At 52.7% G+C, this 13,672-nt stretch carries 12 protein-coding genes; 7 read left to right on the top strand and 5 right to left on the bottom strand.

The window, feature by feature from the left end; all coding sequences use genetic code 11:
* Positions 1-44 precede the first annotated feature (44 nt).
* Positions 45-221, bottom strand: coding sequence for a helix-turn-helix transcriptional regulator (locus Q0775_RS19470; protein ID WP_366863724.1), 177 nt, complete (start codon positions 219-221; stop codon positions 45-47).
* A 1,096-nt stretch (positions 222-1,317) separates the two neighbouring features.
* Between Q0775_RS19470 and Q0775_RS19465 the strand changes: the two genes are divergently transcribed.
* The 3 genes from Q0775_RS19465 to Q0775_RS19455 all read left to right on the top strand — a co-directional run bounded on the left by Q0775_RS19465 (position 1,318) and on the right by Q0775_RS19455 (position 4,477).
* Positions 1,318-2,541: a PhnD/SsuA/transferrin family substrate-binding protein gene (locus tag Q0775_RS19465; RefSeq protein WP_298865145.1), complete on the top strand. Its 1,224-nt coding sequence runs from the start codon at positions 1,318-1,320 to the stop codon at positions 2,539-2,541.
* Between the two features lie 116 nt (positions 2,542-2,657).
* The gene (locus Q0775_RS19460; RefSeq protein ID WP_298865143.1) at positions 2,658-3,122 is read left to right on the top strand and encodes a DsrE family protein; all 465 of its coding nucleotides are present in this window, start codon (positions 2,658-2,660) and stop codon (positions 3,120-3,122) included.
* 659 nt (positions 3,123-3,781) lie between these two features.
* On the top strand, positions 3,782-4,477 hold the full coding sequence (locus tag Q0775_RS19455; protein WP_298865141.1) for a L,D-transpeptidase: 696 nt from the start codon (positions 3,782-3,784) through the stop codon (positions 4,475-4,477).
* A 79-nt stretch (positions 4,478-4,556) separates the two neighbouring features.
* Here the strand turns inward: Q0775_RS19455 and Q0775_RS19450 are convergent, their stop codons facing one another.
* Positions 4,557-4,748 (bottom strand): hypothetical protein, encoded by a 192-nt coding sequence (locus Q0775_RS19450; protein ID WP_298865139.1) that lies wholly within the window; start codon positions 4,746-4,748, stop codon positions 4,557-4,559.
* Positions 4,749-5,171: 423 nt separating this feature from the next.
* On the opposite strand from Q0775_RS19450, the gene Q0775_RS19445 reads away from it, so the two are divergent.
* Positions 5,172-5,798 carry a hypothetical protein gene (locus tag Q0775_RS19445; protein WP_298865138.1) on the top strand — a complete coding sequence of 209 codons (627 nt, stop codon included), beginning with the start codon at positions 5,172-5,174 and terminating at the stop codon, positions 5,796-5,798.
* A gap of 75 nt (positions 5,799-5,873) precedes the next feature.
* On the opposite strand, the gene Q0775_RS19440 is transcribed toward Q0775_RS19445, so the two are convergent.
* The gene (locus tag Q0775_RS19440; protein WP_298865136.1) at positions 5,874-6,125 is read right to left on the bottom strand and encodes a hypothetical protein; all 252 of its coding nucleotides are present in this window, start codon (positions 6,123-6,125) and stop codon (positions 5,874-5,876) included.
* A gap of 248 nt (positions 6,126-6,373) precedes the next feature.
* On the opposite strand from Q0775_RS19440, the gene Q0775_RS19435 reads away from it, so the two are divergent.
* Positions 6,374-7,108 (top strand): response regulator, encoded by a 735-nt coding sequence (locus Q0775_RS19435; protein WP_298865134.1) that lies wholly within the window; start codon positions 6,374-6,376, stop codon positions 7,106-7,108.
* On the opposite strand, the gene Q0775_RS19430 is transcribed toward Q0775_RS19435, so the two are convergent.
* Entirely contained in the window at positions 7,103-11,584 is a 4,482-nt protein-coding gene (locus tag Q0775_RS19430) for a chemotaxis protein CheB (RefSeq protein WP_298865132.1), read from the bottom strand. The two genes, Q0775_RS19435 and Q0775_RS19430, sit on opposite strands and share 6 nt — an antisense overlap.
* Before the next feature lie 380 nt (positions 11,585-11,964).
* On the opposite strand from Q0775_RS19430, the gene Q0775_RS19425 reads away from it, so the two are divergent.
* Both Q0775_RS19425 and Q0775_RS19420 read left to right on the top strand, forming a co-directional pair.
* Positions 11,965-12,450 (top strand): Hsp20/alpha crystallin family protein, encoded by a 486-nt coding sequence (locus Q0775_RS19425; protein WP_298865129.1) that lies wholly within the window; start codon positions 11,965-11,967, stop codon positions 12,448-12,450.
* Positions 12,451-12,527: 77 nt separating this feature from the next.
* Positions 12,528-13,001 carry a hypothetical protein gene (locus Q0775_RS19420; RefSeq protein ID WP_298865127.1) on the top strand — a complete coding sequence of 158 codons (474 nt, stop codon included), beginning with the start codon at positions 12,528-12,530 and terminating at the stop codon, positions 12,999-13,001.
* A 194-nt stretch (positions 13,002-13,195) separates the two neighbouring features.
* Here the strand turns inward: Q0775_RS19420 and Q0775_RS19415 are convergent.
* Positions 13,196-13,672, bottom strand: a 477-nt coding sequence (locus Q0775_RS19415) for an IS30 family transposase (protein ID WP_298865124.1), incomplete at its 5' end; no start/stop codon positions are given.

Raw genomic sequence — 13,672 nt, 5'->3', positions numbered from 1 at the left:
GCCGGGTCAGAGGCCGTTGCTCAAGAGCAGCCCCCGATATTGAACTATCGGGGTTCGAACAGGACATCCGCTTCAACGTCCAAGGCACGGGCGATTTTTTCTATTGTGTCGATGCTCGTTGAAAACTGTGCGTTCTCGATTTTGCCGACGTAAGCGCGGCTGATACCCGCGCGCCTTGCTAGGTTTCCTTGGCTCAGGCTGACGCTTTTGCGACAATCCATGATGTTCTTTGCTACGCGTTCTCGAAGGGTCATCTCGCGAATTTACTCTGCGGCCCACCAACGGTTCCACGCGATATATACTACATTCGGTGAAACCTGACCCTGTGATCCCGGCAGGGTGCCGGTCTCGCTTTGAGAGATAGACAGCGCAGCGGATCGACGGGCTGACGCCCGCTCAACCCAACCCTGACAATTTTCAAACTCTGTTGATCCGCCTGCCATCCTGTCAGGTCCGAGAAAACCGGCAAGCGCCGCCTTTGGCGTCGGTTCCGGTCGAGAATTCCGGTTCCTCCCACGCGCAGGCGCGCGGTTCCCTCCCAAATTCACGCCCTCCACTCGGTTGTCACGGCCCTGCCAGGCCGCAGGACGGGCTTAGCCCTTACCTGCTCTGCCGTTCGGAATGCATGGGCATTCCAAACAACAGACAGGAAGGCCCGCCCATTGGCGGAAAGGGAGACAGACCCCGACCGCATCACGCAAGGAGGGTCACAAATGACCAAAGAGAAATTTGACGTTTATTCCCATGACACCAATCAGATTGTTGCGCAGATCGAGGCGGGAACGCCGCCATGGCGTACCCTCTTGCAGGTTGGCTGATCACCGTGGCCGGTCCAACAACGGCATTTGCAATCCTGGCGTTGCTAGCGGGTGTTGGGTTGGCCAGTGGCGTCGCTTTGTGGCCGCAAGAAGATAGCGGGTCAGTGCAGCACTCACACGACGATCTCCCAAGGGATCATCCGCATGTGCAGGATGGCAGAACCCATAGCCATCCAATTGTCATAGACGACTATCACCAGCACTGGCCAAGGATGCGAAAACCTGAAGTTGGCCGATAACTTGCTACCAAGATTTACCGGCCCAAGTAGGCCCTCTACGTCGGCAACCTAAACGTTGGATACGACTGCGCCAATAACCGCTTTGAGCTGAAGTGGCAGCGCAACCTGTTTCAAGCAGAAAATAATCAGGAATGGACAGAAAGTGTTGAGTTTTATGAGAATGATACCACTGAAATTCTGATATTCCCAAGCTTCTACCTTTAGACTTGGAACTTGCATCAAACTGCAATCCGAACCTACTATCATATAGGAGAAGGTGCATGTTTAGGTTGCTATTCATTTCTAGCGTTATGTTTTTCTTTCTACAGGATAGCGCGGTCGCTGACGACACTCGGAACGAAGCCCGCATTGGCGTACTGGCGTACCGAGGCTCCCACCAGCTTCAGCGCAATTGGTTGGCACTGGGTCAATATCTGGATTCTTCAATCCCTGGTTGGTCGTTCCGGATAGTGCCAATGACGCTGCAGTCTGCAAGAAAGCAGATCGAAGCTGGCCAAGTGGATTTCATCATTACCAATCCGGGACACTTCGTCGACCTTAACCGAACGCATCGAATGAGCGTCATTGCTTCGCGATCCCAAAAAAAATCCGATGGGTCTTTTTCTGGTGAGTTCGGCAGCGCCATCATTACGTTGAAGGATAGCGGGATTGACGAGCTTCAAGACGTCGCGGGCAGCACAGTCTCAGCGATCGACCTCTACGCTTTTGGGGGCTTCCAGTTGGCTTGGAACGAATTCGAGCGCGCCGGTGTGGATCTGTTTACGGATACAGAAAGATTGAAATTTGTTGGGTTTCCGATGGATCAGATCGTAATGCAGGTCTTGGCAGGTGAAACCGACGTCGGCATTGTGCGCACTGGATTGATTGAGGAGCTTGCCCGTGAAGGTAAGATTGATCCTGAAGCTTTTACCTATCTTAATTCTAACGTCGCCTACAGCCATCCTGACAAAATCAGTACAGGGCTTTACCCCGAATGGCCCTTTGTCGCCTTAGCTACAACCGCTCCCACATTGATCGATCAAGTGGCACTTGCCCTTTTGCTTGCTCAGGATAGCCCAGCGGCCATAACGCACGGCATAGAAGATCGTTGGTCCGCACCCGTTCCTTACCACAGCGCCCTTGAATTAACTGCTGCGTTTCAGGCTAGGATCTTGGATCTTGATGGCCAAAACCAGGGGATCACACGCATAACTATCTGGGCAGGACTTTCTGTGGTTTTTGTTGCCTTGAGCATTTTTTCTTGGCGCAAGTTGAGAAGTAGGCCGCAAATTTCGATGACTGAGCACCCACCGGACAAAGCAGAAGTAGCGGGACTTACACGACGCGAACGTGAGGTTCTTGCTCTGGTTGCACAAGGAAACTCTACAAAAGAGATTGCAATCAAACTTGGGATTAGTCCGAAAACAGTTGAATTTCACCGGGCAAATCTGCTGCGTAAATTTGGTGCTCGAACTTCTAGTCAGCTTGTTTCGTTGGCAACCTAGGGAATCCCCTAGCTTTAGTGGCATATTATACAGGGCTTCACTTAGGTGTCAGCGCTCCCCTTATATGGCATCATTGTGGTGCTCTTGCTTTTAGGGCAAAATCTAGGGAGGAACTAATGAAACGTTTTTATTCACTATGGCTTGCGATCGTGTTGTTAGCGACAGCAGTCTTCGCACAAACGGCGGACGCACAGGCTGAGGAACGGTATGGTAAGCAGAAAGTTGTCTACCACATCAACTACGATGGCGGTCAGGACGACAAAAAGTATCGCGGGGCGATGCGCAACATTCAAAATCACATCAACGCGGTTGGTGCCGAAAATATGGACGTCAAAGTTGTGCTTCATGGTAATGGTCTTGGCCTTTTATCACAGGCCAAAACTAACGAGCGACTGCAAGGACAAATTCTGGAGCTCAAAGGACAAAACGTCGATGTACATGTATGCAACAACACCTTGAAAGGCCGTGAAATCTCTTATGAAAACGACTTGTTTGACGTCTTTGAAGAGGACATCGTGCCAAGCGGTGTAGCAGAACTTTCTCACCTGCAGCAGATGGGGTATACTTATATCAAACCCTAAATCTGGCTTCAGATGCGGACAATCCGACCGTTATCTGTAAGATAATGGCGCACCGAAAACCCTTAACTGCCTTTTTGGTGCGTCAGGCCCGCAAGTGATATGTTTCTGGATAACCGATCTGTACAGTAAATGTTCTCACTCCCAGCTCTCCAAAATGTTGCATCGGTCCGATAATCACTTGCTTGTGTATCGATGCCGGACACTTTCAAGCTGGATGGTATGGACTTTCATATCCGAAAGTTGGAAATCATGCTCATGTTTCGTGCTCTGATATCCCTCTTATTGATTGTTATTATGCTTCCTTGGGGCGCATATGCAGCGAGAAGTTCAACACAATTGAATAATGTGTCACAACAAGCTGTCGGCACACATACGATCGCAAGTGTGGCCATGCGTTTAGATGTCGAAGTACAAAACGCCTTTAAGAAAAAATGCCGAACAGCGACGCTACCCGGATCACCATGTTCACCGGATCGTGCACTTCCTAACACCATATCAATCGTACTACTCAGAACGCGCAAAAAAGGCCGTCCTGCAATAGTGGCTTGGTATATCGAGGGACGCACGAACGCACCACCGAGAGATCCTCCTCGCTTATTCTGAACTTAGGCTCGGTGCGCAACGCGCCACCCATCGTTCAGAATAATAAGGAAGATCACATGTTAACTCGACGCAGTTTTGTCGCCTTTGGGGCGATGGCCGGGCTTGCCGCCTGTGCTAGTCCTCCCAGCGAACCAGTCAGCCGCGCAATTGCACCGCCGCCGATCCCATCACTCCCCAGATTTTATGGAGCGATTACCGACGAACCCTATCCGATCTCCGCCGTTCAGGAGGGCATTTTGTCACCTGACCTCTGGCGACAGGAGGTTGTCAATCGTTGGCCGAGTTACGCGCCCGGCACGATTGTGATCGATCCCGACGCAGCCGTCCTTCACTTCGTCGAAACACCTGATCTGGCGATGCGTTACGGGGTCAGCGTGGGTGCCGCAGGGTTTGCTTGGCAAGGTACCGCACGGCTCCAGTTCCAGCGCGAGTGGCCCCGCTGGAAGGTGCCCGCCACGATGATTGAACGTAAACCGGAACTGGAGCCATATTCCGTGGCAAATGGTGGCATGGATCCTGGGCCCGGAAACCCTATGGGTGCGCGGGCACTATATCTGTTCCAAAATGGTGTTGATACGCTTTATCGCGTGCACGGTGATGCATCACCAAGGGAACTGGGAAAGGCAGTATCATCAGGATGTATCCGGATGCTGAACCAAGATGTTATTGATCTTTACGATCGGGCAATTCACGGAGCTTCAGTAATTGTATTGCCCTCAATGAAACCTCAGGGCTTGGCTCAAGTATACTGAAATAGACAAAGCCCCATTGGGTGGTAGGCCTCAAGCATCAAGCGCGGCAACTAAAGCATTATCTCCGGTTTGCCGCGCACTAATCCTCTGCCATATCGGTAAGTGATGACCCGTGACTTAACGGTATGAGTTTTGGCAAATCCTCAAAGGCTGCAAGGCGCAAGCGATTGGCTATCCCATCAACAGGATCAATCAGTAGCCAAAAGATAATTGATGAAGCCACATTTGGGGATTGCCTGTGAACAAAAATATCAGTGGCAAGAAAGTTCATCGTGTGCACAATAACTCCTGCCAGAAACGGTCCTTTCTGCCGCTCTGCCCTGCCCCACGAAAAACCAAAGGCTTAGCTACGACTAAAACCCTCTGCAAAACTAAACAGGTTTTGACAGGTTTTTGCCTATGGGCTTTTAGCTTGATAGCGGTCGTTCGAACCAGATGCAGCGAAGGTGCTGAAAGAGTCCTTTTGACGAATGCTGCGCTATGCATGAATGGCTGCTCTTGGGACAGAACCACTTCGTAGCTAAACAATTACGCAACCTCGATAGTTGAGAACCCACGAGATATTGAGCGGGATCAGGGGCGATCCCGTGAACCCATGTATTGTGTTCTAAAGAAACGATTGACCATTCCATGAGGTGCTACGATGTCGGCTCCATACGGCAATACTTCCATATCTGTTCTTAGGCTTGGATATATGGCTTCCGTCCTGATCGTGATCCTCGAATGTGCCTATGCTATTGCCCTGACTCTGGGACTGTCGTCGCTTGAGGTCGCCAGCGATCCTATTGGCGATCCATTCTTCACCATCATGGAATTGCTGATCATTGCGATGATGCCCACGTTCGTCGTTTTAACGATTGCCGTGCACGCGAGTTGCCACGCGTCCAGGAGGCATTACGCACTGGCCGCCACGGTCTTCGTCGCGATACTGACAACCATTACGACAACTGTTCATGCATCAATTCTGCTTCTCAGCCGTGAAGTCGCCTTTGTTGACATGAACAACGTCTTTTCGTTTGAATGGCCGTCTGTGGTCTATGTCCTCGATGTTCTCGCGTGGGACTTCTTTTTCGGATTTTTTGCAATCTTTCTAGCACTTTCGTTTGAACAAACCGGGCTTGATAAGTGGATCAGGGGCCTTTTGATGCTGAGCGGTATTCTGTCGTTGGCCGGACTTTTGGGCGCGGCGATTGGAAACATGGATATCCGCAACATTGGCATCGTTGGCTATGTCGGCATTTTCACAACCGCTGTCGCTCTCATCGTCGTTTGGATGTGGCGGCGGCTGCAGCTTGCGAGATACAGGTCGGTCTCGGAATGAAAGTGACCGACCGCAAGGGAAATGGATTGACGCAGGTCAAATCTGGGAGCGGCTCGACCTGGCCCGCCTGCTTTCTCAACGAATGCCCCAGATGTGACAGAGCTTTGAGATGCATGTCTCTGGAACCTTGAAGTAGCGTGCCATCTCACCATCTGAGAGACCTAGATCGACAAACACTTCGAGGCTTTCTCTAGGTAACGGGCCAAGTGCCGCTATTTGCTGGCGTAGTTCAAGGGAAAACCCTTTGCCCCTTTGGGCCGTCGCAGCTCGCGGAACAGCATCCCCCAATTTCAGCTTTTCCATATGGGCACGACTGCGATGAACCATTCACAGCCTCCCAAGCGCGAACTTCGTTTCCAATGGGTTCAAGGTCACGGGTGGACTGATCTGTCGATTGATCAATATCAATGCCAGTAGAATTTCGATCAACATCGGCAAAACACTGCCGTTCGCAAAGCGAAAGTGAACACCATGGTCGTCGGATTCTTTCAAGGCAAAGAGGCGCGTCAACCGACCTTTCTGTCTTGATTTGCATTTCCGAACATGGAGACTGCAAAGAAAGAGGTTTGTTCTCAATGATTTCACAAAAGATTCTTGTCGTCGACGACGATCCCAAAGTCCGATTGCTGCTGCGGCGCTGCCTGGAGGAGGACGGTCTGTCCGTGTTGGAGGCTGAAACAGAAGTAGCTGTTTTCGCAGCCTTGCAAACCCATGACATCGGGCTGGTCACATTGGATGTCCAATTGGAGAATGACAACGGATTTGAGATTGCCAAGCGCCTGCGCCGGAACAGCGAAGTGCCGATCATCATGGTGACGGGTCAGGATGATGTCATTGACCGTGTCGTTGGTCTAGAAATTGGCGCGGACGATTACATCACCAAGCCGTTCCATGTCCGGGAAGTGTTGGCCCGCGTGAGGGCGGTGCTACGGCGTGGTCGCGCGGCTCCCCAGCCCACTCAGACCAATGGCGAGTATTCTGCGGACAACAGCGCAGTCCATTCGTTCGACGGCATGGTGGCGCGGTTCGATCATTTCGAACTGCTTGACCGGACTGGCGATATTGTGGACCTGACAAGTGGAGAATTCCGGCTGCTCAATGTCTTTCTGCAAAATCCCAAGCGCGTCTTGTCACGTGATCGTCTGATGGACCTTCTGAATGGCGCGGAATGGTCTCCACTTGATCGCACCATCGACAATCAGATCGCGCGCCTGCGTCGCAAGATTGAACGCGACCCAAGCGCGCCGGTCCTAATCAAAACCGTGCGCGGGATCGGCTATATGTTCGCCGCTGAGGTCCAGACATCATAGAGCGCTGCCGTCCAACAGCTCGCGCAAAGTGCGCGCCAATTCCTTCATGCCATAGGGTTTACGCAAAATCCTGTGGTCGGTTTTGGCAGACGCTGCATCGCGCGGTTCAACCCCTTTGGCATAACCAGTGGCCAGCAGGATTTTCAGGTCCGGTCGCAACGCCAGTGCCTGATCGGCGACGTCAAAACCAGTCATACCGCCGGGCATCACGACGTCGGACAGGACGAGATCAATATCCTCGTGCCGTTTCAGAACATCCATCGCTTTAGGGCCGTTCGTGGCCGCTATGACTTGATAGCCCAGCTCTTCGAGACGGGTGACTGTCAAGCGCAAGACCTTCGGGTCATCCTCGACAACAAGGATCGTTTCACCCACTGACTCAGAGATATTCCCTGATTTTGCACTCTCCCCTCCCGCCTCCGCCTCAGCAACGGTTGGCAAGAACAGGTTGACGGTCGTGCCCCGCCCCACCTCGCTGTAGATCACGACATGGCCACCCGATTGCTTAGCAAAGCCATACACCATGCTCAGGCCTAGACCTGATCCAGCCCCCGGTCCCTTTGTGGTGAAGAACGGTTCAAACACTCGTGACTGCGTCTCAGGTGACATCCCGGTGCCCGTATCCGTCACAGATAGGCACACATAGTTCCCCGGCGTCACATCGACCTGTGCGGCGGCATAATCAGCGTCCAGCGCAACATTGCGCGTCTCCAATGTGAGCGTTCCACCATCCGGCATCGCGTCGCGCGCATTGATCGCCAGATTGAGGATTGCGCTCTCAACCTGTCCCGGGTCCGCCAGCGTCGCATCCAGATCATCCGCAAGTATGGTCTCAATGCCAATCTGTTCACCAAGGGTACGCTCAAGGATCGGAAGCATCGTTTTTACCAACCCATTCAAGGCAACATTTTCCGGCGCGAGCGACTGACTTTTCGAGAAAGACAACAGCTGACTGGTCAGGGCTGCACCGAGATTTGACGCCTCCAGCGCCTCATTGATTAGCTCATGCAGTTTGGTGTCGTCGGTTCGCATCTCAAGGAGCTCAAGATTGCCGATTACAACCGTCAGCAGGTTGTTGAAGTCATGCGCCAGACCACCCGTCAATTGCCCGACAGCCTCCATCTTCTGGGCACGCTGCAATTCGGCTTGTCGCTTTTTGTCCAAGGTCAGATCGTGCAGGATGCCCAGGAAATGGCGTGCGCCGTCGAGTTCCAGTTCTGACACTGTCAGACGGATCGGCACGCGGCTGCCATCCTTGCGTCCGGCATCCATTTCGCGGCCGATTCCGATGATCTTCTTTTCGCCAGTCTTGATGTAATGTTCCAGATAACCGTCGTGCCTGCTGCGGTCGGGTTCGGGCATCAGCATATTGACGTTTTGTCCAATCACCTCGTTCGCGCGGAACCCCAAGATGTCTTCAGCCCCCGGACTGAAGGTGCCAACAATACCGCCCTCATCAATGGTCAAGATTGCCTCTGGGGCGGCATCAAGAATGGCGCTGAGCCGGGCTTCGCGATCTGCAACAGCCTGTAGCGTTTGCTTCTGCTCGGTCACATCTTCCAATGCCAGAAGAATGAGTCCCTGCTCGGCTGACCCATCTTCAATCTTGCGCGCATTCAGCACCATATCCCTTTGACCAAGACCACCAGACTCCAAAGTCAGATCAAAGGATTCCACGGTCGTTTCCTGCGGAAGCACCGCTTCCAGCAACTCCCGAAGTCTAGGGACGTCCCATTGGCTGTTCTGAATTGAAAAGACGTTCTTACCAATCAGATCGTTGCCGGTCGTTTCGAACACCCTGTGAAATGACTTGCTGACAGAAAGAATGCTGAAACCGCTATCGAGGACCATCAGTGGCTCGCGCACTGTATCGACAATGTTTTCGGCAAACTCGCGGGCTGCACTGGTCTTGTCTTGCTGCGTCTTGAGGTCGGAAATCTCTGCAAAAGTGACAACAACGCCGTCGATCTTGCCACTTTGCGTACGGTAGGGAAGAGTGCGGCGGATAAACCATTGCCCGCTGTTGCTCTCGACCTCGCACTCGACCGATACCAGCGTTTCAAGCACGGCTTCTGCGTCTTTGAGAAGGTCCGGGTCCTTGACCTTGCCGGTAATGTCGCTGAATGGACGCCCGATATCCTTGCTGATCAGGTTAAACAGCTCGCGTGTCGCTGGTGTAAACCGCATGATCTTAAACTCGGTGTCCAGAAACAGCGTCGCAATGCCCGAACTGGACAGCAGGTTATTGAGATCATCCGACATTCGGCGTTCGTCATCGATCTTTTGCTGAAGCTGGGTGTTGAGCGTCGTCAACTCTTCATTCAGAGACTGCAGCTCTTCCTTGGAGGTCTCCAGCTCTTCGTTTGTCGATTGGAACTCTTCGTTCATCGACATAGCTTCTTCGTTGACGGCCTTCAGCTCTTCGGTGGACAGTTCATAGTCGCGGATCGTTGTGCTTAAATCAGCACGCGTGGTTTCGAGTTCCTGCTCAAGCTGAAAGTTCACTTCTGCGTTTGGCTCATTAGGTGGGGGAACACCCGCAGTCGTGGGTTCATCAGCGAAAGTCACCAGAAACATCTTGGCTTCGTCGAGCGTCACCGGATGCACCTGAATGGTCACGCCAACTTTGTCGCCACCGAGCGTGATTGTGGCGCGCTCGCTGGCCACTGCCTCTTGCGACCGCGCTGTCCGAATGGCGCTGCTTAAACGCGCGCGAAGACCCTGCCGCGCCATGGCCAACAGATCGCGGCTTGTTTCGCCTGCAGGGACCCTGAGATACTTATCCGTGGGGCCCTCAAAATACAGCGTCTCGGATTGGGCGTTCATCAGGACGGCTGCGGGAGCGTAGTGTTGCACCAGAAGGCTTTGGCACAGCTCTGCCAGTTTGGTGCCAGCCGCTTGAAACGGACTGCGGGTTGGGACAAGACCCGCATTCGCGTAGGGGCGTTGCACAATCGGAAAATCAAACGCGCGGCTGCGCGTGTGGCCGACGCGTTTATAGATGCGATATTTCTTCGACAGCGACTCAAAGAGGGCTTCATGATTGCCAGTTGTCTCGGACATGCCCAGAAACAAGGTGCCGCCATCATTGAGCGCAAAATGGAACATCTGAATGACCCTCTCCTGCGCATCGGGCGTCAGATAGATCATCAGATTGCGACACGAGATCAGGTCAAGTTTCGAGAACGGCGCATCCGCCAGGATGTTCTGGTTGGCAAAGACAACCGCATCACGAAGCTCCGGCGTCACGCGGTAGCTGTGGTCTTCCTTGGTGAAAAACCGTCTCAACCGGGCCGCAGAGACGTCTTCGGCAATTGAGTCCGGGTACACGCCGTTTCGCGCTATTGTCAGCGCGCGTTCATCAACATCCGAGGCAAAAACCTGCAACTTCACATCTTTGCGGAGGGTCGATATTTTCTCAATCACCAGCATGGCCAGCGAATAGGCTTCTTCACCCGTTGCACATCCTGGCACCCAAATCCGCACCGGGTGCCCCGCGTCATGGGACTTGACCAGGTCCTCAAGGACGTTCCTTTCCAGATGATCAAATGCATTGGGATCGCGGAAGAACGATGTGACGCTGATCAGAAGATCGGCACAGAGGTTCTGCGCTTCCTCCGCCGAGTCCTTCAAAAGCGCTAGGTAGTCGCCAGAACTCTCCATATGCCGCAACGCCATCCGCCTCTCTATCCGGCGCAGCAACGTGCCATCTTTATAAAGATCAAAATTGATCGGGGAATGCGCCTTCAGGACGGCAATGATCTGATCCAGCGAGCCTTTGGCACTCTCGCCAAGCACTTTTTTTGCCCTGCCGTTTTGAACGAAAGGGTGCTGGATGTAGTTGGTGATGATGTTTGGCATCTTTGCGACGGCCACAACATGATCAACTGCTCCGGTCGCAATCGCGCTGCGCGGCATCCCGTCATGCTGTGCCTCGGTCGGGTCTTGCACGAGAACAATGCCACCCTGTTCCTTGATCTCGCGAATGGCGGCTGATCCATCGCTGCCAGTTCCCGACAGAATGACCGCGATGGCGTTCTGGGCTGAGTCCTTGGCCAAAGAACGTAGAAACAAATCAATCGGTAGACGTGTGCCGCGACGGTCTGTTGGTTCCGAAAGGCGCAATACCCCCTTCTTGATTTCCAAGTATTTGTTTGGGGGGATGACATAGACATGATCCGCTTGGACTTGGCTTTGATCCTCGGCCAACACCACGGGCATTGCCGTGTGTTTAGCCAAAAGATCGGCCATGAGGCTTTTGTGATCCGGGTCAACATGATGAACTAATATGAATGCCGCGCCGGTGTCAGACGGCGTTGCGTCCAGAAACGCGCTATAGGCCTGAAGGCCTCCTGCAGAGGCACCCAAGCCGACAACTGGGACAGCAACCGTTGTAGTTGCTTTACCTCTGGCAACGGTTGAGGGGGTCGACTTTGGTTGGCTCTTTGCCGCTGGTTTTTTTGCCGTTCGCGCCATGTCGTCTCAAATTTCTGCCAAAAAGGCTCGTGCTATAGTTTTGATGTGAGACGATCATGTGCTCAGCGCCTCCAGTGCACCAAGAAAGCCGCCTTGGTCCATATTAGTAACGGAAAACCGAAGGATGTCGATTGACTGTTATCAATTCAACGAGGTGTTTGCTGGAGTCCATCTCGATTTTTTGGCTGCCGTCAGCGCTAGGAAGGTACGTTTAGCTCAAAACAAAAATTGGACGAGGCTCGGCATGCGAAAAGGCATCTTAGCTGCCAGCATGCCGTGCGGTTGTCTGCCTTTCGGCGAATGGCTTTGATTTTGCTCAATCGGGGCGGAATCCCACCTGCTAGAAAGAAGCGAACCATTTAACCACGAGGAGACCTAAAATGTCTTATCAAGACTATTTGCCATCGACCTGGATCCGGAACCAAATGCGCCATGAGCATCCGCTCGTCGCACTTCGCAAGGAAGTGGACGACCTGTTCGATGACTTCGGTGATGGGTTTTTCAGTGGCGGTGACAAAGTGAGCATTCGGTCGAACGTCAGCGAGACGGACAAGGAATTCAGTGTGACAGCAGAGTTGCCAGGCTTGACGGAGGCAGACGTCGACGTGTCTGTGACAGGTGATCGCATCGTCATCAAGGGTGAGAAGAAGTCTGAGAAGGAAGAACGTAGCGACGAGGAAGGAAGGGAATTCCATCGCGTTGAGCGCACGTCAGGGTCATTTCAGCGTATGATGACATTGCCCTTCGCGATCGACCCCGACAAGGTTGAGGCTGTCGTTAAAGATGGGGTTTTGACGGTAACAATCCCCAAACCGCCAGAAGCAGTCGAAAAAACCAAGAAGATCAAGGTGGCACAGGCCAAATGACTTGGGGGTGGAAACGCGAGGTATTCAAAATTGAAAGGCTGGCCTAGGCGTCTCTGTCGTTTCAAAGGAGAGCTTCATTGGCGCATGATTTTATGAATTCACGAATTTTCAGACAACCGCTGGCCCCATTGACGGAGTCAGCGGTACTCGAGATCGTGATCGCCGATGGGGGGTGTGACAATGGAATTGATGTGACAATCTATGCCGTTGGTTCCGGTCAGATTGTGTTTGAAACCATACTTGTTGATCCAGATTCCCAAGTTTTACTGGCCTCTGGAAGCCTTGAGACTGAAGCTTTTTGGCAGTGTCTGAACTCATATTGTTGTGTTGATGTTGCTCAAGACATCTTCGTAACGGCACGATGCCGTTTCAGCCCCCTCACGATTGCCATCTCTACAAAACGTATTGGACCTGCGGAAACCCGTAATGTGCGATTTCTTCGGCTGGTTGAAGCCCTTTTGGATGAACTGCAGACACGCAACCCTAGTTTCACAGCACAAGTGGCTGTGACGCATCGCAATCCCAGTTTTGACCATTGTTTGAAATTCTGATTGCCAGCTCTGTGGGGCCCACACCTGTTGAAATTGAGTTTCCGTTCAAAGAAAGATTTTCAGGGTCAGTTTGGCTGTAATTACCCTTGGCTGTCGCGGCTTATGCACGGTCAAAAAAAACGACCGTTTGTTCAACGGTCTGCCAAACCGGTCATTGACACGCATGTAGCGAATGGCCGCTTTGTCCGGCGATCTCAACCGGTCGAGGCAACACACTCTGCGAACTTCTCTGCTGGCGTTTGATATTGCAAGGTCTTGCGAGGGCGTTCGTTGAGTTGCCTTGCGATTGCACTGAGTTTTGTTTGGGAATGGACCGATAAGTCGGTACCGCGCGGCAAATACTGCCTCAAAAGCCGGTTGGTGTTTTCGTTTGATCCGCGTTGCCAAGGCGACTGTGGGTCGCAAAAGTAGACATCAACATCCGTGGCCAGCGTAAAGCGCGGATGATCTGCCAGCTCTTTTCCGCGATCCCATGTCAGAGATTTGTAAAGCTCACGGGGCAGCTTCTGAGCCGATTTGATCAGCGCCGTGACGACACTCTCGGTGTCTTTGTTGGCGACTTTAACCAGCATCACGTACCGTGAATGCCGCTCAACGAGGGTTGCGATATAGCTATTCTTGGATCCGCCAATCAAGTCGCCCTCCCATGTGTGGATGCCTCGTTTGATGCA

This window comes from uncultured Sulfitobacter sp., assembly GCF_947499945.1.
In the GTDB taxonomy this organism is placed as follows: Bacteria; Pseudomonadota; Alphaproteobacteria; order Rhodobacterales; family Rhodobacteraceae; genus Sulfitobacter.
The sequence above is the reverse complement of the archived record's forward strand: the minus strand, read 5'-3'. Positions and strand labels throughout refer to the sequence as shown.

Excerpts from the sequence above, each read along its gene's own strand:
- Q0775_RS19470 (WP_366863724.1), bottom strand. The coding sequence starts at position 221 with ATGGATTGTCGCAAAAGCGTCAGCCTGAGCCAAGGAAACCTAGCAAGG.
- Q0775_RS19465 (WP_298865145.1), top strand. The coding sequence starts at position 1,318 with ATGTTTAGGTTGCTATTCATTTCTAGCGTTATGTTTTTCTTTCTACAG.
- Q0775_RS19460 (WP_298865143.1), top strand. The coding sequence starts at position 2,658 with ATGAAACGTTTTTATTCACTATGGCTTGCGATCGTGTTGTTAGCGACA.
- Q0775_RS19455 (WP_298865141.1), top strand. The coding sequence starts at position 3,782 with ATGTTAACTCGACGCAGTTTTGTCGCCTTTGGGGCGATGGCCGGGCTT.
- Q0775_RS19450 (WP_298865139.1), bottom strand. The coding sequence starts at position 4,748 with ATGAACTTTCTTGCCACTGATATTTTTGTTCACAGGCAATCCCCAAAT.
- Q0775_RS19445 (WP_298865138.1), top strand. The coding sequence starts at position 5,172 with ATGGCTTCCGTCCTGATCGTGATCCTCGAATGTGCCTATGCTATTGCC.
- Q0775_RS19440 (WP_298865136.1), bottom strand. The coding sequence starts at position 6,125 with ATGGTTCATCGCAGTCGTGCCCATATGGAAAAGCTGAAATTGGGGGAT.
- Q0775_RS19435 (WP_298865134.1), top strand. The coding sequence starts at position 6,374 with ATGATTTCACAAAAGATTCTTGTCGTCGACGACGATCCCAAAGTCCGA.
- Q0775_RS19430 (WP_298865132.1), bottom strand. The coding sequence starts at position 11,584 with ATGGCGCGAACGGCAAAAAAACCAGCGGCAAAGAGCCAACCAAAGTCG.
- Q0775_RS19425 (WP_298865129.1), top strand. The coding sequence starts at position 11,965 with ATGTCTTATCAAGACTATTTGCCATCGACCTGGATCCGGAACCAAATG.